This window comes from Serpentinicella alkaliphila (assembly GCF_018141405.1).
GTDB lineage: Bacteria > Bacillota > Clostridia > Peptostreptococcales > Natronincolaceae > Serpentinicella > Serpentinicella alkaliphila.
In genome coordinates this window covers 705,598-724,670 of the sequence record NZ_CP058648.1, presented here as the reverse complement: position 1 = coordinate 724,670, position 19,073 = coordinate 705,598, and the positions used below count along the sequence as shown (strand labels likewise).

The 19,073-nt window shown below is 32.8% G+C and carries 19 protein-coding genes; 11 read left to right on the top strand and 8 right to left on the bottom strand.

The window, feature by feature from the left end; all coding sequences use genetic code 11:
* The first annotated feature begins 186 nt into the window (after nt 1-186).
* Nucleotides 187-1,260 (top strand): peptide chain release factor 1, encoded by a 1,074-nt coding sequence (prfA, locus tag HZR23_RS03715; RefSeq protein WP_132849724.1) that lies wholly within the window; start codon nt 187-189, stop codon nt 1,258-1,260.
* A 37-nt stretch (nt 1,261-1,297) separates the two neighbouring features.
* On the opposite strand, the gene HZR23_RS03710 is transcribed toward prfA, so the two are convergent.
* The 3 genes from HZR23_RS03710 to HZR23_RS03700 all read right to left on the bottom strand — a co-directional run bounded on the left by HZR23_RS03710 (nt 1,298) and on the right by HZR23_RS03700 (nt 4,907).
* On the bottom strand, nt 1,298-3,337 hold the full coding sequence (locus HZR23_RS03710) for a methyl-accepting chemotaxis protein (protein WP_165913784.1): 2,040 nt from the start codon (nt 3,335-3,337) through the stop codon (nt 1,298-1,300).
* A gap of 39 nt (nt 3,338-3,376) precedes the next feature.
* Nucleotides 3,377-3,871 (bottom strand): transposase, encoded by a 495-nt coding sequence (locus HZR23_RS03705; RefSeq protein ID WP_249536676.1) that lies wholly within the window; start codon nt 3,869-3,871, stop codon nt 3,377-3,379.
* Between the two features lie 256 nt (nt 3,872-4,127).
* A complete protein-coding gene (locus HZR23_RS03700; RefSeq protein ID WP_213050320.1) occupies nt 4,128-4,907 on the bottom strand; it encodes a hypothetical protein in 780 nt (259 codons plus the stop codon).
* Between the two features lie 452 nt (nt 4,908-5,359).
* Here HZR23_RS03700 and HZR23_RS03695 point away from each other — a divergent pair, with 452 nt between their 5' ends.
* Nucleotides 5,360-5,563 carry a hypothetical protein gene (locus tag HZR23_RS03695; RefSeq protein ID WP_165913809.1) on the top strand — a complete coding sequence of 68 codons (204 nt, stop codon included), beginning with the start codon at nt 5,360-5,362 and terminating at the stop codon, nt 5,561-5,563.
* A 223-nt stretch (nt 5,564-5,786) separates the two neighbouring features.
* Here HZR23_RS03695 and HZR23_RS03690 read toward each other — a convergent pair whose 3' ends face one another.
* From HZR23_RS03690 to HZR23_RS03680, 3 genes are read right to left on the bottom strand one after another with little or no spacing between them, the layout of a single operon-like run.
* Nucleotides 5,787-6,494: a hypothetical protein gene (locus tag HZR23_RS03690; protein ID WP_132849897.1), complete on the bottom strand. Its 708-nt coding sequence runs from the start codon at nt 6,492-6,494 to the stop codon at nt 5,787-5,789.
* A 9-nt stretch (nt 6,495-6,503) separates the two neighbouring features.
* Nucleotides 6,504-7,361 carry an ABC transporter ATP-binding protein gene (locus HZR23_RS03685; RefSeq protein WP_132849898.1) on the bottom strand — a complete coding sequence of 286 codons (858 nt, stop codon included), beginning with the start codon at nt 7,359-7,361 and terminating at the stop codon, nt 6,504-6,506.
* A 25-nt stretch (nt 7,362-7,386) separates the two neighbouring features.
* Nucleotides 7,387-7,752, bottom strand: coding sequence for a GntR family transcriptional regulator (locus HZR23_RS03680; RefSeq protein ID WP_132849899.1), 366 nt, complete (start codon nt 7,750-7,752; stop codon nt 7,387-7,389).
* A gap of 285 nt (nt 7,753-8,037) precedes the next feature.
* Between HZR23_RS03680 and HZR23_RS03675 the strand changes: the two genes are divergently transcribed.
* The 4 genes from HZR23_RS03675 to HZR23_RS03660 all read left to right on the top strand — a co-directional run bounded on the left by HZR23_RS03675 (nt 8,038) and on the right by HZR23_RS03660 (nt 11,914).
* On the top strand, nt 8,038-9,075 hold the full coding sequence (locus HZR23_RS03675; protein ID WP_249536739.1) for a transposase: 1,038 nt from the start codon (nt 8,038-8,040) through the stop codon (nt 9,073-9,075).
* Nucleotides 9,035-9,571: a transposase gene (locus HZR23_RS03670; RefSeq protein WP_249536738.1), complete on the top strand. Its 537-nt coding sequence runs from the start codon at nt 9,035-9,037 to the stop codon at nt 9,569-9,571. The genes HZR23_RS03675 and HZR23_RS03670 overlap by 41 nt, the downstream gene beginning before the upstream one ends.
* A gap of 60 nt (nt 9,572-9,631) precedes the next feature.
* Nucleotides 9,632-11,017 carry a TraB/GumN family protein gene (locus tag HZR23_RS03665; RefSeq protein WP_165913672.1) on the top strand — a complete coding sequence of 462 codons (1,386 nt, stop codon included), beginning with the start codon at nt 9,632-9,634 and terminating at the stop codon, nt 11,015-11,017.
* Nucleotides 11,018-11,116: 99 nt separating this feature from the next.
* Nucleotides 11,117-11,914 carry a CPBP family intramembrane glutamic endopeptidase gene (locus HZR23_RS03660; protein ID WP_132848309.1) on the top strand — a complete coding sequence of 266 codons (798 nt, stop codon included), beginning with the start codon at nt 11,117-11,119 and terminating at the stop codon, nt 11,912-11,914.
* A 50-nt stretch (nt 11,915-11,964) separates the two neighbouring features.
* On the opposite strand, the gene HZR23_RS03655 is transcribed toward HZR23_RS03660, so the two are convergent.
* Together HZR23_RS03655 and HZR23_RS03650 are read right to left on the bottom strand one after the other, a co-directional pair.
* Nucleotides 11,965-13,311 (bottom strand): MFS transporter, encoded by a 1,347-nt coding sequence (locus HZR23_RS03655; protein ID WP_132848308.1) that lies wholly within the window; start codon nt 13,309-13,311, stop codon nt 11,965-11,967.
* Nucleotides 13,312-13,353: 42 nt separating this feature from the next.
* Entirely contained in the window at nt 13,354-13,983 is a 630-nt protein-coding gene (locus HZR23_RS03650; RefSeq protein WP_132848307.1) for a glycerol-3-phosphate acyltransferase, read from the bottom strand.
* A 181-nt stretch (nt 13,984-14,164) separates the two neighbouring features.
* Between HZR23_RS03650 and HZR23_RS03645 the strand changes: the two genes are divergently transcribed.
* The 5 genes from HZR23_RS03645 (at nt 14,165) to HZR23_RS03625 (ending at nt 19,069) form a co-directional block, all read left to right on the top strand.
* Complete coding sequence (locus HZR23_RS03645; protein WP_243098211.1) at nt 14,165-14,896, top strand: ZIP family metal transporter; 732 nt, start codon at nt 14,165-14,167, stop codon at nt 14,894-14,896.
* A 69-nt stretch (nt 14,897-14,965) separates the two neighbouring features.
* The gene (locus tag HZR23_RS03640) at nt 14,966-15,406 is read left to right on the top strand and encodes an FHA domain-containing protein (RefSeq protein ID WP_132848306.1); all 441 of its coding nucleotides are present in this window, start codon (nt 14,966-14,968) and stop codon (nt 15,404-15,406) included.
* Entirely contained in the window at nt 15,406-16,608 is a 1,203-nt protein-coding gene (locus HZR23_RS03635) for an FtsW/RodA/SpoVE family cell cycle protein (protein ID WP_132848305.1), read from the top strand. Before HZR23_RS03640 ends, HZR23_RS03635 begins: the two co-directional genes overlap by 1 nt.
* Nucleotides 16,598-18,007, top strand: a complete 1,410-nt coding sequence (locus tag HZR23_RS03630) for a peptidoglycan D,D-transpeptidase FtsI family protein (RefSeq protein WP_243098209.1) — start codon at nt 16,598-16,600, stop codon at nt 18,005-18,007. The genes HZR23_RS03635 and HZR23_RS03630 overlap by 11 nt, the downstream gene beginning before the upstream one ends.
* Nucleotides 18,008-19,069, top strand: a complete 1,062-nt coding sequence (locus tag HZR23_RS03625; protein ID WP_132848304.1) for an L-threonylcarbamoyladenylate synthase — start codon at nt 18,008-18,010, stop codon at nt 19,067-19,069.
* The last annotated feature ends 4 nt before the right edge of the window (nt 19,070-19,073 follow it).

Sequence of the window (19,073 nt, the reverse complement as noted above, 5' to 3'; positions counted from 1 at the left end):
TTAAAAACCTCCTTAATATTCTGAATATTAAAACTATTTATATTATTATATACTATTTTACCCGAAAATGGGCAAATATTTAATAAAAAGTTATATTATTTTTTTAGAATGGAAAAATAGTAAAAAAATATTAATTGTGATATAATAGATAAATGTGTAAAATATTCGTAGTCGAGGTGAATTTTAATGCTAGATAAACTAGCTTTTTTACAAGAGAAATATGAGGATTTGGGTAGAAAAATCAGTGACCCGGATGTTATAAACAATCAGAATGAGTGGAAAAAACTTGTAAAGGAACATTCAGATTTAGAGCCTATAGTGGAAAAATATAAGGAATATATTGACTCTGAAAAAGCTTATAAAGAAGCCAAAGAAATTTTGTATGACAAGTCCGCAGATGATGAGTTAAAGGAAATGGCAAAATTAGAAATTGGTGAATTAGAAGATAAAATTGAGCAGTATAAGGAAGAATTAAAAATCTTGCTTTTACCTAAGGACCCAAATGATGAGAAAAACGTTATTGTTGAAATAAGGGCAGGTACAGGTGGAGATGAGGCAGGATTATTTGCTGGAGACCTGTTAAGAATGTATTCTAGATATGCAGAAAAACAAGGTTGGCGTGTTGAACTAATGAGTTTAAATGAAACAGGAGTAGGTGGCTATAAAGAGGCTATCTTTATGATTAAGGGACATGGAGCTTATTCAAAATTAAAATATGAAAGTGGTACTCATAGAGTTCAAAGAATCCCCACCACAGAATCTGGCGGAAGAATACATACTTCTGCTGCAACAGTAGCTGTTTTACCAGAGGTAGATGATGTTGAATTTGACTTAAATATGAATGAAGTTAGAATAGATGTGTTTAGATCCTCTGGTTCAGGTGGACAGAGTGTTAATACGACGGACTCTGCCGTAAGAGCAACTCATATACCAACAGGTATAATAGTATCCTGCCAGGATGAAAAATCACAACATAAAAATAAAGAAAAGGCATTAAAAGTCCTTAAGGCTAGATTATATGATAGACTTGTACAAGAGCAACAGGCAGAAATCGCTCAAAATAGAAAGTCGCAGGTTGGTTCTGGAGATAGAAGTGAAAGAATTAGAACATATAACTTCCCACAGGGAAGAGTTACAGATCATAGAATTAATTTAACGATATATCAGCTGGATAGTTATTTAGAAGGTGAAATAGAGGATATGATAGATGCCCTTATTACTTCAGACCAGGCTGAAAAATTAAAAGAGGTTCAACAGTAATTAACAAGCTCCTGAGATTTCAGGAGCTTTATTAATATTAATATTTAAATTTAGAAATACTATCCTGTAACTCTTCTGCTAGGCGAGATAAAGCCTCAGAGGAATTAGCCAATTCCTGCATTGTAGCAGTTTGTTCCTCAACGGAAGCAGAAGCCTGTTCTGTCCCTGCAGCATTATCCTCAGATATGGAAGAAAGGTTTTGTATAATCTGAATAATTTCTTCCTTTTTATTATTCATTTCTTGGGCGGATCTATTAATTGTTTCAATAATACTCTTCATATTTTCTATAGAAAAACTAATTCCTTCAAACTTTGAATTTGTAACCTCTACTATTTTGGTTTGAGAATCAACTATTCTTCCTACACTTGCCATTGTGTTAACAGCATAGGAGGTTTTATCTGTTAGCTCTTTAATAATTTTTGAAATTTCACCGGCAAATTGATCAGATTGCTCAGCTAGTTTACGAATTTCCTCTGCAACTACTGCAAAGCCTCTTCCAGCCTCACCGGCTCTGGCAGATTCAATAGCCGCATTAAGTGCTAGAAGATTTGTTTGCTCAGATATGTTAATTATCATTTGACTTGCCTGCTCGATTTTACTAGCACTTTCGTTAGTTGTAATAATTATTTGACTAACCTCATGGGCAGCACTGCTACTTTCTTTAGTTTTATTTACTAAGTCCTTAAGAATGTCCAGACCCTCATTTTTAAGTTTAGTAACTTCTTCAGTTGAAGCATTTAAACTTTTAATGTAATTAAGGTCTTTTTCAATTAATTGTCCTAACTCACGGATATTTAAGGCACCCTTTTCTGTATCTTTAGCCTGTTCAGTAGAACCTATAGCTATTTGCTCTATTGTTTTTGCTACTTCTTCTGCGGCAGTTGCTGATTGATGGCTTGTTGCAGTAAGTTCCTCGGAGGATGCAGCTAATAATTGAGAGCTAAGGTATACATTCTTAAAGATATCTCTAATGGAACTTTGCATATTCCTAATGGCTATTGCTATTTCTCCAAATTCATCCCTAGAGTTAGTATATTCTTCAGATAATTCCCCAGAGAAATCACCGGTTGATAGAAGATTTAAATGGGATGTTGTTAATTGTAAATTCTTTAGAATATACTTAGAGATTAAATACATAATTATACCTAGCAATATAAACGTAATTAAACCAAACATAATCGTCGAAATAAGGTTACTTCTAATTGAGGACGAAACATTTCTCATTGAAAAACCAAGACTTAACGCACCTATTAGATTACCATATATAACAACAGGTACATAAACCTCGTAGACATCTATTTTTTCATCTCCATATACAAGCTGAGTGGAATAAATTTGTCCCTCTAATGCTGCTACTTTACTACCTTCATCAGTAAGTGTTAATCCTACTAATTCCTTGTTACTATGGGCGATTGAGTTAAGATCTTTATCTACGAATGATGCATAAATAACTTCCTCATTTTCAGCTAATTTATTAACTAAGTTTTGGTAGCTAAATTGCTCCGTTAGATTATTTATAGTGTTAGCCAAAACCCCTACTTGGACAAAATAACCACTTGAATTCCTTACATACCCATATTTATAGAAATCTTCTGAAGAAGCACTTTTTCTTATTTCTTCAAATAGCTCATTGCTATTTCCATTAAGAAAAATACGTGCCATATGAGTATCAGGTGCCTTCCAACCAATATTCTCTGGATAATTCGAATAAATAACTTCGCCGTTTTGGTTAAATACATTTATTTCATCAGCATCTAATGCTTGTGTTAGCTGAATTAAATAATTATTACTTAAATTATTTTGGTTTGACAAAACAACCCTTCCAACAGACCGAATGTTATTTTCTACAAGGTGAGATATTGTTTGTAAAGCTAAATGAGAATTCTGAATCTTTTCTGTGGCATATGTAGCGAGTTCAATACCATTTCCTTGTATTTGATCTAACAAGCTTGTTCTAGTTAAATACGAGGAAATTGCTCCATTTATAGAGATGGCAACAAGTACAATTATTAAAGGAAGAATAATTAACTTGAACTTAATAGAGCCTTTTTTTTCTTGTAGATTATTTTTTTTCATTGTCCTCCTCCATTCATATATTATTTTCAATAACATGAGTTATGCAGTTGACTCCATATACTGGGAATTTTGCACAGTAAACCAACCTAACAATAAATTCTTCGGCCAAAATTTATCAATAAGTCTTGCAAATTGCCTAACTTCTGTGTCAAAATGTACTTGTATAGTTTGAAAGCATTGCTGTGCTTTTATAACGATACGGTATGTGGCGTTGAAAAAGTTTCGGACCATTTCGCCGTGGGTGAAGCCTTCTTCAGCGCCTTTATTATTGAGTTCCCATCTTGCATAGACAAGTAAAGTTTCTGCTGTAAAAATGAGCTCAATATGGGCGTAATGATGACTTTCCGACGTTGAGTGGCAAGAATTCAACCCCAGTTCTTGTTTTGCAGTTCTAAAAAAAACCTCAATGCTCCAACGCTTAATATATGCATCTAAAGCTTCTTCAGGATTATCGACCCTATTACTAATCAAAAGGTAAGCCCCACGATATGTAGCCGCAACCTCTTTGTTTTTCTCAAATTCATCCTTCATCATTTCAGTATCTTCTTTGAGTCTTGTAGCTACAACTGCCGCAATAGGCGTATAACGATACTTAGTTACTACTTTACCCTGCTTTCCAACTAAACGGTAGGGTAACTTGATATAAATATTAGGTATGGATATAGCACTTACTTTATCTTTAAGACCACTAATAAGAAGTTTGAAAAAACTTCTTTAATAAGCATTGAAGGCTTTACAGGGATAAAGCGTTCTCGGCCTGTAATATTCTCAATTTCTTTTCGATAAAGTGTCAGATTACGTTTTGCCTTAGTAACCCAATCATATTGATGATCTGTGAGCCAATTAAAAAAGTCTTTGCATAAAAACCAGGGTCCATGGCAACCCATAGTACCCCTGTGTAAATCCGGCGAATATCCATTAGCATTTCTTTTGAAAGATCTATTTTTGTCTGTTTTTCATCGCTATTTTCTACCTTACGCCAAATACGCCAAAACAATGGATATTTAAGTCCGTTCTTTAATACAACAGTTGTAGCAACTATATTCATACACCAGATATTTATTTTAATGGAGCTATCATATAACCAACAAAGGAAAGGGATTTTCTTTCCATGGGCATGAGCCACCTTTGTATCATCAAGTACAATAACATCTCCTTCAGTAAATGCAGTTTCTTCTTCTTGTTGTAGTCTTTGTACTCTTTTAAAACTAAATAAACCCCAATTATAATCAGTTGTAAAAAAGCGGCTAAAGGTATATTGAGCCATTTTAAGATTCCGAAACATCGGTTGTAATAAGCTATCCTTAGTAGCATAATCAGAAATACGTGAGACAGAATTTTTATTAGCAATAAGTCCTACCACATAAGCAAAAGCAATAAGCCAAGTGGGTACACCATTACGTTTTACAATACCCGATTGCGTAAGCAGAAGTGAAAAATCAAATTTATCCCAAATTGCTTTTAAAACTGGCGTTCCGCCCCCATTTCCTTGTTGTAAATTTCTATATTTCGGTTTCCCAAGAGTCATATTTATCACCCATTCATCAAGAGTAATGGCTATTAATACCATTCACTTTGATTATTGGGGCGGGTTTAAAAAGTCAAGTCTTTTTTGCTATTTCAAGACATATAAAACAAAAATATTTTTTAGTATATTATAATATACGATACATCAGTCTTATTTACATTTATTTACACGAACTGCATAACTCATGTCAATAATACATAGTTCGACATTTTTTTACAAAAACCTTCTTTTGTACTAAACAAATTATTGCAAACTAAAAAATACTCCTTGAAATTGGAGTATCTTAGTTAAAATCAATGGGTCTATCTATCTCTTTTAGTATTTCTTCGTACGTATTTAATGTGGACCGAGTTGAGAAAAAATATAGAGGGAGGGATAAAATAGTAAGATATGTTAATTGAGTAGAAGTACCCTCTAAATTGAGTATATTGGCGAAGATTATAAAAGTAATTAAAGAAATTGCTAGTGGAATAGTATAACCAAATATTAATCCTATGTCACTTTTAGGCAGCAGTATATTAGACAAGAAAGGATTAAAAGTTAATATAGTGCTCGGAAGACTTAGAAGAAATGTTACTATTACTATACCTATATTAAGAGTTATGAAAAAATCAAATTGTTTTAAACTAAAAAAATATATTATAGAGCAGATAGTTACAAGAAGTAGTGATACAATCATAAATCTAATTATTTTGTAACATAAATTTTGTTTATCTAATGGAAGAGACTTGAGGAGAATTTCATTAAAATAAAAAGATTGGCCTTTGAGCAGTGTATTAATAGTTACTAAAACTACGCTTGGAATAAGAAATATTATAAAGTTATTGTGTAAAATAGCGAGATTATATAATAGTGCCATTAAAAGTATTTGTGCTATTTTTGTATAATAAAATTTAAGTAATTTATCCATTATTAATCTCCTTATTGATGAAAATCTATAGTATTAATTTTTTTAAATACCCAAACAATTTGAACTATTAGAATGATGATTAATAGCGAAGCTATTGTAATAAAAGGGTATTTTAAGCTAAGCTTAATTCTCGGAATATATGGTTGTAAAAAGTAATTTAGTATAATTAAAGCAAATAAAATTCCAGTAACAACTTTATTTCTTTTCTTATTTTCTTCGGATGTCCTTCCGTTTGAAATGCGAACTAACTCTCCTAATAATACACCCCAAACTATAAATAGATAATAACCTAAACCAAATAAAAGAATTTGCTTTGGACCAATGAGGTTTATAGGAAATCTATGTCGAATAAATAATATTGAGATAACACTAGGAGTCAATAGTATAGCTGTAATCAAATTTACTATTAGAATATATAGAACCCTACCCTTGACAAAATCATTTCTTGTAACGGGCAAACTATTTTGTAATATTATCGAATTGTTATTAAAGTCTCTAAAAGCTGAAGGGTTTGAGTAGCTACTTTCAGTATTATATAGGAAGCCAAATATTACAACGCTTCCTATGATATAAGTAAATGGAGCTAATAACATACTTGTTTCAGAGAGAATAGAGAGAGCCACAAAAACAAGATATAAAAAATAAATACCTTTTATTTCCTCGAGTTTTCCACTATATTTTAATAGAAAGAAATTCATCTTTATAAGCTTAGTAACCATAAATACCTCCTATATAGTCAGATTTTTCGATAAGTAAAACATAATATCTTCTATAGTTGGCTTTGCAATGATTATATCTTCCTCATGCTTATTTAAATCATCTCTATTTAAACAAAGGCCTTCGGAACCAAAGCTTCCATATTGAATACCAATAACATTAGCCTTGTTTCTGTCAAAGAAGTCCTTAGGCGCTTTTACTAATCTGTATTTTTCAATTATGTCAATATAGCTATCGGATAAAATAACTTTTCCCCTATCAATAAATGTAATAAAATCCGCAACCCTATCCAAATCCTGAGTTATATGGGTAGAAAATAGTACACTACAATTACCATCTTCAATTACTTCCTGAAGTATTGTCAAAAGTTCTCGTCTAAATATTGGATCTAGCCCTGAAGTTGGTTCATCCATTAAAATAAGCTCTGCTTTATGGGAAAGGGCTATTGCTAAGGCGAACTTAGTTTTCATTCCCTTTGATAACTCATAGATTTTTGAATTGGGATTAAGATCAAATCTATATAGATAATTATCAAAGGTCTGTTGATCCCAAGTTTTATAAAAAGGTGCAATAAGCTTACCTATATGTGAAAGTGGTAATTTTACAGGATAAATATTTTCGTCATAAACAAATCCAATTTTTTCCTTTACAATTTGTTCATTCTCAATATTATCTAAACCAAATAGTTTAATATGACCACCATTTTTAGCTAGTAGATTCATAATAAGTCTGATAATTGTAGTTTTTCCAGACCCGCTAGTACCAACTAATCCCATGATATAGCCTCTATCTAAACTAAAGCTTATATTATCAAGCTTAAAGCCTTTGTATTCCTTTGTAACATTTAAGAGCTCCAGTATTTTGTCCATTACATCACTCCTCATATAATAGTAATTAGTAATTATTTTTAATTATTTCAATAAGCTTATCTAAAGATATGTCCAGTAGCTTTGATTCCTCGATTATTTCATTTAGTTTTTCTTCAATGAGCTCAAGTTTTTTCAGTTTTAATACTTCGCCGTTTTGTGCCTTAACAAAAAAACCTTTACCCGGCACGGATTCTAATAATCCCTCACTTTCAAGTTGAGTATAAGCATTTTTTGTTGTAATAACACTGACATGAAGCTCCTTAGCTAGAACCCTTATGGAAGGCATAGCATAATTGTCATGGAGTTTACCTATTAATATTTGTTTTTTTATTTGATCAACAATTTGTGTATATATAGGCTTAGAACTGGAATAACTTATAAGTATATTCAAATGCTCACACCTTCCTTAAAGTGAGTTTTAACAAAATGAAAACTGTATATACTGTATATACACAGTATATTTTTAAATATTATTATTGTCAATCCTTAAAGCTAAAATCATTGTAATATAATGGGAACTATAATAGTATACATGAGTTATGCAGTTCGTGTAAATAAATGTAAATAAGACTGATGTATCGTATATTATAATATACTAAAAAATATTTTTGTTTTATATGTCTTGAAATAGCAAAAAAGACTTGACTTTTTAAACCCGCCCCAATAATCAAAGTGAATGGTATTAATAGCCATTACTCTTGATGAATGGGTGATAAATATGACTCTTGGGAAACCGAAATATAGAAATTTACAACAAGGAAATGGGGGCGGAACGCCAGTTTTAAAAGCAATTTGGGATAAATTTGATTTTTCACTTCTGCTTACGCAATCGGGTATTGTAAAACGTAATGGTGTACCCACTTGGCTTATTGCTTTTGCTTATGTGGTAGGACTTATTGCTAATAAAAATTCTGTCTCACGTATTTCTGATTATGCTACTAAGGATAGCTTATTACAACCGATGTTTCGGAATCTTAAAATGGCTCAATATACCTTTAGCCGCTTTTTTACAACTGATTATAATTGGGGTTTATTTAGTTTTAAAAGAGTACAAAGACTACAACAAGAAGAAGAAACTGCATTTACTGAAGGAGATGTTATTGTACTTGATGATACAAAGGTGGCTCATGCCCATGGAAAGAAAATCCCTTTCCTTTGTTGGTTATATGATAGCTCCATTAAAATAAATATCTGGTGTATGAATATAGTTGCTACAACTGTTGTATTAAAGAACGGACTTAAATATCCATTGTTTTGGCGTATTTGGCGTAAGGTAGAAAATAGCGATGAAAAACAGACAAAAATAGATCTTTCAAAAGAAATGCTAATGGATATTCGCCGGATTTACACAGGGGTACTATGGGTTGCCATGGACCGCTGGTTTTTATGCAAAGACTTTTTTAATTGGCTCACAGATCATCAATATGATTGGGTTACTAAGGCAAAACGTAATACAGCACTTTATCGAAAAGAAATTGAGAATATTACAGGCCGAGAACGCTTTATCCCTGTAAAGCCTTCAATGCTTATTAAAGAAGTTTTTTTCAAACTTCTTATTAGTGGTGCCAAAGATAAAGTAAGTGCTATATCCATACCTAATATTTATATCAAGTTACCCTACCGTTTAGTTGGAAAGCAGGGTAAAGTAGTAACTAAGTATCGTTATACGCCTATTGCAAAGAGTTGTAGCTACAAGACTCAAAGAAGATACTGAAATGATGAAGGATGAATTTGAGAAAAACAAAGAGGTTGCAGCTACATATCGTGGGGCTTACCTTTTGATTAGTAATAGGGTCGATAATCCTGAAGAAGCTTTAGATGCATATATTAAGCGTTGGAGCATTGAGGTTTTTTTTAGAACTGCAAAACAAGAACTGGGGTTGAATTCTTGCCACTCAACGTCGGAAAGTCATCATTACGCCCATATTGAGCTCATTTTTACAGCAGAAACTTTACTTGTCTATGCAAGATGGGAACTCAATAATAAAGGCGCTGAAGAAGGCTTCACCCACGGCGAAATGGTCCGAAACTTTTTCAACGCCACATACCGTATCGTTATAAAAGCACAGCAATGCTTTCAAACTATACAAGTACATTTTGACACAGAAGTTAGGCAATTTGCAAGACTTATTGATAAATTTTGGCCGAAGAATTTATTGTTAGGTTGGTTTACTGTGCAAAATTCCCAGTATATGGAGTCAATTGCATAACTCATGAGTATATTAATAGAATTCGCTATAGAAAATATAAGCATTAGAAAGGGGAAGAATATGAGAATAAAAAGTATTTGTGTTAAATTAATTGCTATTGGTGTTGCTATACTAATGCTAAATACACCTTTACTCCACTCCTTTGCCAGTGAATCTACACAGACTAATACTATAGGAGTAAGCCAATGGGCTATAGATGAAGTCAATATGGCCTCCTTATATGAAATAGGTTATGAAGGTATGTATTCAAATCTTAAAAGTGATATAACGAATGATGAACTAGTAAATTTGGCCGTAAACCTATACATTAAATTAAATGATAATATGGATAGTGAAGAGTTGGTATTTAAGTTTCAAAATAAAATAATTACAGATACATGGAAAAAGGAGCATGATCCACAGGGATTATCAACTAGAAAGGATGTTATAGAAGTCTTATATAATATCCTTAAAGAAACTGTACCTGATGCTGATGGTAAAGATTCGGTTAATTATTTATTAGAAGCAAAGATCTTGCGAGGAAGAGGAAATAGAGGGTTAGATTTAAATTCCCACTGTAATCGTGAAGAACTGTTAGTAATGGCGAAAAGAGCCTACGAGTTTGTACTCAGGAAGACTAACAGGGCTTCTAAAGGTTATTTTTATAAAATCCATGGGGGTAAAAGTGATGTATATCTGTTAGGCTCTATACATATGGCAGACATAAGTATATACCCACTTGAGGAAAAAATAGAGGATGCTTTTAATAAAGCAGATTATATTGCAGTTGAAGCTGATGTAAGTAATTTAGAAGATACAACAAAGTATATACAACAGAAGGCTTTATTCTATGATGGAACGACAATAGATAAAGTCTTAACACCTGAAACCTTTGAATTATATAAAGAACAAGTAGAACAATATGGCTTCGAGCCAGAGGTATATAATGTACTAAAGCCTTGGTACGCAGCAATGCTACTTCAAAATCTTAGTCTACAGCAATATGATTATGAAGCCGGATTAGGTATAGATTTATACTTTTTATTAAAATCAAAAAATAAAAAAATTATAGAAATAGAGGGTGTAAAGTTTCAAATAGATTTGCTTGATAATTTTTCGCCAGAAATACAAGAAATGTTTCTTTTAGATATATTACTATCTATACAAAATAACGATGAGGGCCAAAGTCAGAGCACTGAGGTAATGCAATATATGTTGGAAGTTTGGAGACAAGGATCTGAGGAAGAGTTAGAAAAACTTGTTGCAGTAGAGGGTTCAGAGTATTATAGCGAGTTTTCTCAGTTGTTTTGGATTCAAAGAAATAAAAATATGACCAAGAGAATTGTAGAATATTTAAAAGATAATAACAAAAAAACCTATTTTGTAATAGTAGGGGCAGGGCATCTAGTAGGTAATTCTGGAGTTGTAAAAGAACTACTAGATCAAGGCTACACAGTGAGTCAGTAGGGACGGTTCTTTTTGACTCATTATTGTTTCAACTAGTTAAGTGAGGTGGGTGTTATAAAAAGTATTAAAAGTGTTTTTGTAATCATAGGGAAAGTCCTTTTGTTTGTAGCATTATTTTTTATATCTTTTATAGTTTTAAGTAATGTTGTCGTCAGTGTATTGCCTGTTGATATAAACAGAGAGCTTATTCAAAAGCTTTCATTCATTCTACAAACTATTAGTGTAATTCTGTCAATCTTACTGATTTATGCAATATTTGATAGAAAGAAAGATCTATACATAGGATGGGGACAAAAAAATAAATTTAGATTATTAATAGAGGGCTGTATTTGGGGAATAGCATGTATAACAACAACTTTTATACTTTTGTGGGCATTAAAGGGCATTAGAGTAACTGCTATAAGTTTTGATAGAAATGTTCTATCAAGCCTATCATTTCCGTTTATATTATATATGTTTGTAGCAGTTAATGAAGAATTACTAAGTCGAGGTTACTTTTATGGTTTAATTAAAAGAGATTTTGGTTGGAGAATTAGTATAATTGCAAGCTCTATAATATTTTCTATTTTACATATCTCGAATCCTAGTATTTTACAAAGTCCATTTCCACTATTAAATCTTTTTTTAGCTGGAATTTTATTTGGAGTAGCTAGAGAGGTTACTGATGGACTTTGGGTACCAATAGGAATTCATTTCACATGGAACTTTTTTTTAGGGAATGTTTATGGATTGGCGGTTTCTGGTATGGATATAGGTGGTTCTATAATTAAAACAGAAGTTGTTGGTAATCAACTAATTACAGGCGGTGGGTTTGGACCAGAGGGAAGCATAATAGCAACTATAGTAATAACAATGTTTACAATTGCAATTTGGAGATGGTACAGGAAAAAAGGTTAAATACTTAAAAAAATTAGAACTTAAACAAAAGTTCTAATTTTTTTATATCTTTATATTTCTATTTTTTCAGGATAAATATAATAGAATATAAAAGAAATAAAGAAGCTTATAGAAGCTAAAATAGTAGTTAAATATATGCCCTGCAGCTGTACAGTACCAGTGCCCTTAACAATACTATCTATTAAATTAATATTCTCTCCATAGGTTAGTAATATTGGGACTAAACCTACAGAAACTAAAAAAGCCATTTTTAAGAAAAAGCCTTGTATACCAAAGTAAAAACCCTCGGACTGCAGATTGTTATCCCTTCTTGAATGGGCTACTATTTCACTAAGCATAGCTGGTGGAAAAATAAATGCAGCCCCGGACACTGGTATACCTATTAGTGCGAAAATTATGAAGCCCCAGGATGTGGGTATTGTCTTCCCAAGTTGAAATAATCCAATAGAAAGAATAATAAGTGCTATAAGGAAAACAAGCATTGGCTTTCTATAACCTATTTTCTTTGAAAGTCTATTGATTGGGTAAAAAAATAATGCTGAAAAGCCAAATAGTATAGCTGAAACTATAGTTAAATATTCCTTTCCTAGACCCATAACATCCTCAACAAAATAATTCATTACTGTTCTTAAGGTATTAAATCCTATGAAGAAAAAAAGCAAGCCTAGTAAGTAATAGATAAAAGATTTATCCTTAAATATAATCCTAAGGGCACGGTTTAAGTCGACTTTTTCTGCCTTCGCTTTAGAATAATTCATTTCTTTAATGGTGAAAACCATAAAAATCATACCTATTAATGCAAACAGGCTTAGGAATATAACCATTTTTCGAAGACCTAGTTCTGGGTTCTCATTACTAAGACTCTTCATTAGAATACCCGGGGAAATCATAGCTATAGCAGTGTAAAGTAGTCTAAAAACTGATTGCCATGTTGAAAGATTTAGTCTATCCTCATAGTTTTGTGAAATTTCAGGAATTAATGCGTTATACGGTGCCCCTACAATCGTATAGAAAATAAAAAATAGAGAGCCCACAATACTTAAATGCCATGGTATTAAAGAAGTATTAGACGGTGGATAAAACAAAGCAATGGTACAAATAACAAGAGGGATGCATCCCACAGCTATAAATGGAATTCTTCTGCCCCATTTTGAATGAAAGTTGTCAGAAATATAGCCAACTAATGGATCGAATATCATATCTACAAATCTTGAAATAATTAAAGCTAAAGCTATATAAATCGGCGCAATAAGTGGTCTTAATCCAGAGTTTTCTGGGGGTAGATAATAGTAAATAACCCACTGGGCAAATATTTGGTCGATAATTGCATAACTAACACCTATTCCATAGCACAATTGGACATACATAGGTAATTTTGTTTTTGAAGCTGCCTGCATTAGAAAACCCTCCTAAATAAAATAAATGCTTTGAAAAGTGAGTCAAGAAGAACCGTCCCTCTGACTCAATGCTCTTCTAAGGCCTTTTTCCTGTCCGTTCCTTATTCTTTGTATATTTGGAATATGATTATATATGCTTAATAGAGCTATTATTGAGGCTATAACTATTGGACCTACTCCATATTCTAAAAACACTGTAGAAATTGTAAAGAAAGTTACAAGTGCTATAGTTCCTAGTGCAATATAATCTGTTAAAACAGTCACTATAAATATTATTCCGATACCTAATAAACCCATAGGAATATTAATAGCTAAAATCATTCCAACTAGGGAAGCAGTTCCTTTACCGCCCTTAAATCCCATGTAGAAAGGATAATTATGGCCTAAAATAACAGAGAGGCCGTTTAGATAAAGCAAAAATATTAATTGATCAAAAGCTAAAGTAGTGTATATATGCCTTACTATCAAAATAGATACAATAGCTTTGGCTATATCTAAAAGAGCAACTAGGACGCCATATTTCCAACCTAAGCTTATGGTAGTATTTGATGCGCCGGCATTTCCGTTCCCTAGGTTTCTTATGTCAGTTTTTTTAATTAGTTTTACTAAAATATATGATGTTTGAAAGCAACCAGCTAAATAGCCAATTATCATAACTAAAATATAGGTCATAGTACAACCTCCTATAAAGACTTTAAATAATATTATTATACCAGAAAAGAGAAATGATCAAATATATTAAAAAGGATTTAATTATTCCCTAATATGCCATAAATTCTTCTCCTTAAGAATATATATATTAGAGATTTCTATAATTAAGCTTTTATTAGCTTGTATATTGGAGGGGAAATAATTGAATACATTATTACAAACCACCCTAATTGGTTTTTTTGTCGGTATTATTGGTACTGGTCTAGGGGGCACTATGTCATTTGTTTTAGATCATCCTACAAAAAAATTTTTAAGTGGTATTATTGGAATATCCAGTGGACTAATGGTAGCCATAGTAACTTTTGAATTAATTCCAGAGGCTTTTATGCTTGGTGGAATATGGGGTACAGCAATAGGGGTTGGACTAGGGACTATTATAGCGGCTTCGTTAGACTCCTTGGTAACGAACACTTATTTCAAAGCTGGGGGACAGTCATATATTAAAACATCATTATTGCTCGGAATAGGAATAGCTATGCATAACTTTCCAGAAGGATTAGCAATAGGATCAGGGTTTATGGCTCATCAAAGATTGGGAGTTGGCTTGGCTATTGTAATAGCCTTACATAATATGCCAGAAGGAATAGCTATGGTAACACCTCTAAGAGCCGGAGGATATTCTAAAATGAAGGCATTCTTTTTAACCTTGTTAGCTGGTGCACCTATGGGCTTAGGGGCATATTTTGGTGGATTAATAGGCGCCATTGCATATGAGTTTATAGGCTTATGTCTTGCCTTTGCAGGGGGGACTATGCTTTACATTACATTTGGAGAATTAATACCTAGATCGAAGACCCTTCACGATAGTAGAGCCACAACTGTTTTTTCTGTTATTGGCTTCATCGTTGGTATGGTTGTTTCCAAAACATTTTAATCTATGTTGTTTAATTACTATAAATTGGTATAGAATATATATATACCCTTAAGAGAATAGGTGATTGAAATGTTTAGATTATTTTCATGGGCTTTAAGCTATATATTTATATTTTTAATTTATTATTTTATATATAGCATTATAAGGCTCATTTATTTAGATGTTAAAAACATGAAAGAAAAGGAAGAAAAAAATGTGGGGGGTCCATTTCTCAAATTGTTAACTTCAATTGAGAAATTGGACTTTCCTGTAGAGTCTCTTTATGCTGTTGGGAACAATACAATTATAGGCAGAGGAACTGAGAGTAATATAAAAATTGAGGACAAGTTTATTTCTACTAAACACGCACAAATTATTATGGATGAAGAAGAATTTTTTTTAGAGGACCTTGGAAGTGTTAATGGAACCTATTTAAATGGAAATAAAATTGAGGATGCAGAGAGACTCAAAAACGGGGACAAAATCGGAATAGGATTGTTAGAATTTGTTTTTGTAAAGGAGACTGGTTGATGCGTCCTATAAATATTGTTGTAATTATTAATAGTTTATTTTTTCTTTTAATATATTTGTTTATAGACCCTTTAAATATAAATATACTTGGGGCAGGGGGAATTTTAACTGCCTTAATTGCTATATGCTCCTACATAATTAAGAAGGCTAAAATGGGTGACTCTTATATTTTTTTAATAATATCCCTTTTGTCAAGCTTAGGAATTATTATAATATATAGGCTAGATAGCGGATTTGGTATTAGACAAATTATGTGGTATGCCCTAGGGGTAGTTTTATTTTTCCTTGGCTACGTTATATTTAGATATATAAGGAATTGGGATGAATATATTTTCCTTTACGTCGGGACAAGTATTTTTCTTTTTTTATTAACTTTTTTTATGGGTACAACTATAAAAGGGGCAACTAACTGGATTAGAATAGGTGGGTTTACCTTTCAACCTGCTGAAATAATTAAGCTAATATTTGTTTTTTTTCTAGCCGCATATATTGCATATCCAGAGAAACTTAAAAATATATACACCTTTTTATTTTTAGTTTACGTGCATATATTATTTTTGTTTTTACAAAGAGATTTAGGCATGGCAATGCTATTTTTTGGTATATTTATAAGTATTTTTTATGTATCAAATAAAAATCTTAAATTACTTTTATATAATTTACTCCCGGCTTTTGGTATAATAGTTATCGGTTATTTTACGATGACACATGTTCAAGTTAGATACGAGGCCTGGGTAAACCCTTGGCGGGATATCGCTGGAAGGGGATATCAAATTACTCAATCCCTATTTGCTATAGCAGAAGGTGGTTTCTTTGGTACGGGTTTAGGTTTAGGAAGACCTGACTCTATTCCTGAGGTACATACGGATTTTATCTTTTCTGCTGTGTGCGAAGAGATGGGAATTTTCGGGGGCATTGGAGTAATTCTGCTTTATTTTATTTTAATTTATAGAGGTTTTAAAATTAGTTTGCAAATTAAGGATATGTTTAAGAAAACCGTAGCATTGGGTATAACCCTAACCTATAGTTATCAAACCTTTATAATAATTGGTGGGGTTACTAAACTTATTCCACTTACAGGTATAACTTTGCCATTTATAAGCTATGGTGGGAGTTCTTTGGTCTCTGCATTTATTGCCTTCGGAGTATTACAAGGTATTTCTAAGGATGTTTCGGAGGGGGCTGAATTGATTGAAGGCTGATTTTAATAAAAGAATAATTCACTTAATTATATTTAGTTCTTTATTGTTTCTATCGATGATCGTGTATTTGACATATTTTCAACTAATTACAGGGCCTAGAATTGTTGATAATCCTTACAACAAAAGGCAATGGGCAAGAGAGGATAATACAATTCGTGGTTTTATCTATGATAGAAATGGAGTAGAGCTAGCGACTACTGAGGTTGTTGATGGAACACCTGTAAGAAAATATCCCTTTGAACGGATATACAGTCATGTTATCGGTTATAGTAGTAAGCAATATGGAAAATATGGTATAGAAAACTATTATAATGATACCTTAATGGCAATAGGTGATAGCACTGTTGCCCGCATAAGGGAACAACTTTCAGGAGAAATGATTAGAGGGAATCATTTGGTTCTCACTATAGACCATGAGTTACAAAAAACTGCAGAGAGACTTCTAAGAGGTAAGAAAGGTTCGATTGTTGCGATAAATCCTTCAAATGGAGAGGTTTTAGCCATGGTTAGCAAACCGGATTTTAGCCCAGTTAATCTAAATCAACAATGGGAAGGATTAATAAACGATGAAAGAAGTCCTTTAATAAATAGAAGCTTGGCTGGATTGTATCCCCCAGGATCTACATATAAGGTTATTATGGCATCGGCTGTTTTAGAGAATTTAAGTATAGTTAATACAGAGCATAATTGTACTGGATCTATAATAATTGATGGGTATGAGCTGTCAGACTATGGAAGGACTGCCCATGGTCTAGTGGACCTAACTAGGAGTTTAGTTGTATCTTGTAATAGTAGTTTCGCTCAGATGGCTTTAGAGCTTGGAACACGAAGAGTTGTTAATGTATCAAACAGGTTTTTTATGGGACGGACTATTAATAGTGATATGCCTTTAAGACAAAGTAGAATTCCGCAAGAAGATGATATACCAACAACAGAGCTGGGGGCTATAGCTATCGGTCAGGGAAGATTACTTATGACACCTATGCATATGGCTTTGGTAGCTGCTGCTATAGGAAATGATGGGGTTATGGTGGAACCATATATAGTGAGAGAAGTACAAAACTTTAATGGTAGGGTATTACAACGGGGCGGTGGACAAAGCCATAGAGTTGTTTCGGATGATATAGCTAGGCAAGTAAAAGAAATGATGGTTGCTGTTGTAAGTCAAGGAACAGGGAGAAATGCGAGAATACAAGGAGTAAGAGTTGCTGGTAAAACAGGTACTGCTCAAACGGCTGGTGGAGCAGACCACTCTTTATTTATTGGATTTGCACCAGAGGATAACCCTAAAATTGCTATTGCAGTAATTTTAGAAAATGAAGGGAAGTCTGGAGGGCAGGCAGCAGCACCGATAGCAAGAGAAATGATGCAACTTGGCTTAAGAAGAGGTGGAGAGTAATTGGATACAAAAGTAATAAATCTATATAATGAAAATGATAATAATTACATAGAGGATTGTGCAAGTATTATAAAAGAGGGTGGAACTGTAGCCTTTCCAACAGAAACTGTCTATGGACTAGGAGCTAACGCCTTAAACGGAGAAGCGGTTAATAAAATATTTATCGCAAAGGGAAGACCATCGGATAATCCACTGATAGTTCATGTAGCATCTATTGAAGATGCAAGAAAACTAGTTATAGAAATTACGAAAGAAGCATTACTTTTAATGGAGTTATTTTGGCCAGGGCCACTTACGATTATTTTAGAAAAGTCAAATATAATTCCTGTTGAAGTAAGTGCAGGATTAAATACTGTGGCTATACGTATGCCTGCCCATTCTATTGCCTTAAACTTAATAAAAGCCGCTGGACTACCGATTGCTGCCCCAAGTGCGAACATATCAGGAAGACCTAGCCCAACAAAGGGAGAACATGTTGTAGAGGATCTTTTAGGAAGGATAGATGCAATAATTATCGGAGATGATTGTAAAGTAGGAGTTGAATCCACTGTTATAGACATGACTGGTAATGTCCCAACTATTTTACGTCCTGGTGGAGTGACAAAGGAGCAACTTGAGGAAGTTTTAGGAGAAGTAGCTGTAGATCCAGCTATTGATAAAGGTATAAATCTAGAAGAGGCTCCAAAGTCTCCAGGTATGAAGTATACCCACTATGCACCCAAGGCGGATGTAGTTATAATAAAGGGTTCGAAGGGATCTGTTATTAAAAAAATTAAAGAAATGATATTTGAAAATAGACAGCTAGGAAAAGAAGTTGGTGTACTTTGTTTTGAAGATACAAGTTTAGAGTACTTAAACGTTATTGTGAAAAGTCTAGGTAAACGAGATGAATTAGAAGTAATTGCATCAAATATATTCAATCTATTACGAGAATTTGACAAAACAAAAGTAGATATAATAATAGCTGAAGCAGTTGATGAGAGGCATATAGGACAGGCCATAATGAACCGATTAGTAAAGGCAGCTGGGTATAAAGTGATTTATGCTAAAGATAATACCTAGGAGG

Bases quoted from the DNA above. Each gene is read 5' to 3' on its own strand.
- prfA (WP_132849724.1), top strand. From the start codon at position 187: ATGCTAGATAAACTAGCTTTTTTACAAGAGAAATATGAGGATTTGGGT.
- HZR23_RS03700 (WP_213050320.1), bottom strand. From the start codon at position 4,907: ATGGTATTAATAGCCATTACTCTTGATGAATGGGTGATAAATATGACT.
- HZR23_RS03690 (WP_132849897.1), bottom strand. From the start codon at position 6,494: ATGGTTACTAAGCTTATAAAGATGAATTTCTTTCTATTAAAATATAGT.
- HZR23_RS03665 (WP_165913672.1), top strand. From the start codon at position 9,632: ATGAGAATAAAAAGTATTTGTGTTAAATTAATTGCTATTGGTGTTGCT.
- HZR23_RS03635 (WP_132848305.1), top strand. From the start codon at position 15,406: ATGCGTCCTATAAATATTGTTGTAATTATTAATAGTTTATTTTTTCTT.
- HZR23_RS03650 (WP_132848307.1), bottom strand. From the start codon at position 13,983: ATGACCTATATTTTAGTTATGATAATTGGCTATTTAGCTGGTTGCTTT.
- HZR23_RS03655 (WP_132848308.1), bottom strand. From the start codon at position 13,311: ATGCAGGCAGCTTCAAAAACAAAATTACCTATGTATGTCCAATTGTGC.
- HZR23_RS03675 (WP_249536739.1), top strand. From the start codon at position 8,038: ATGGTATTAATAGCCATTACTCTTGATGAATGGGTGATAAATATGACT.
- HZR23_RS03705 (WP_249536676.1), bottom strand. From the start codon at position 3,871: ATGATGAAGGATGAATTTGAGAAAAACAAAGAGGTTGCGGCTACATAT.
- HZR23_RS03710 (WP_165913784.1), bottom strand. From the start codon at position 3,337: ATGAAAAAAAATAATCTACAAGAAAAAAAAGGCTCTATTAAGTTCAAG.
- HZR23_RS03695 (WP_165913809.1), top strand. From the start codon at position 5,360: ATGTCACTTTTAGGCAGCAGTATATTAGACAAGAAAGGATTAAAAGTT.
- HZR23_RS03685 (WP_132849898.1), bottom strand. From the start codon at position 7,361: ATGGACAAAATACTGGAGCTCTTAAATGTTACAAAGGAATACAAAGGC.
- HZR23_RS03640 (WP_132848306.1), top strand. From the start codon at position 14,966: ATGTTTAGATTATTTTCATGGGCTTTAAGCTATATATTTATATTTTTA.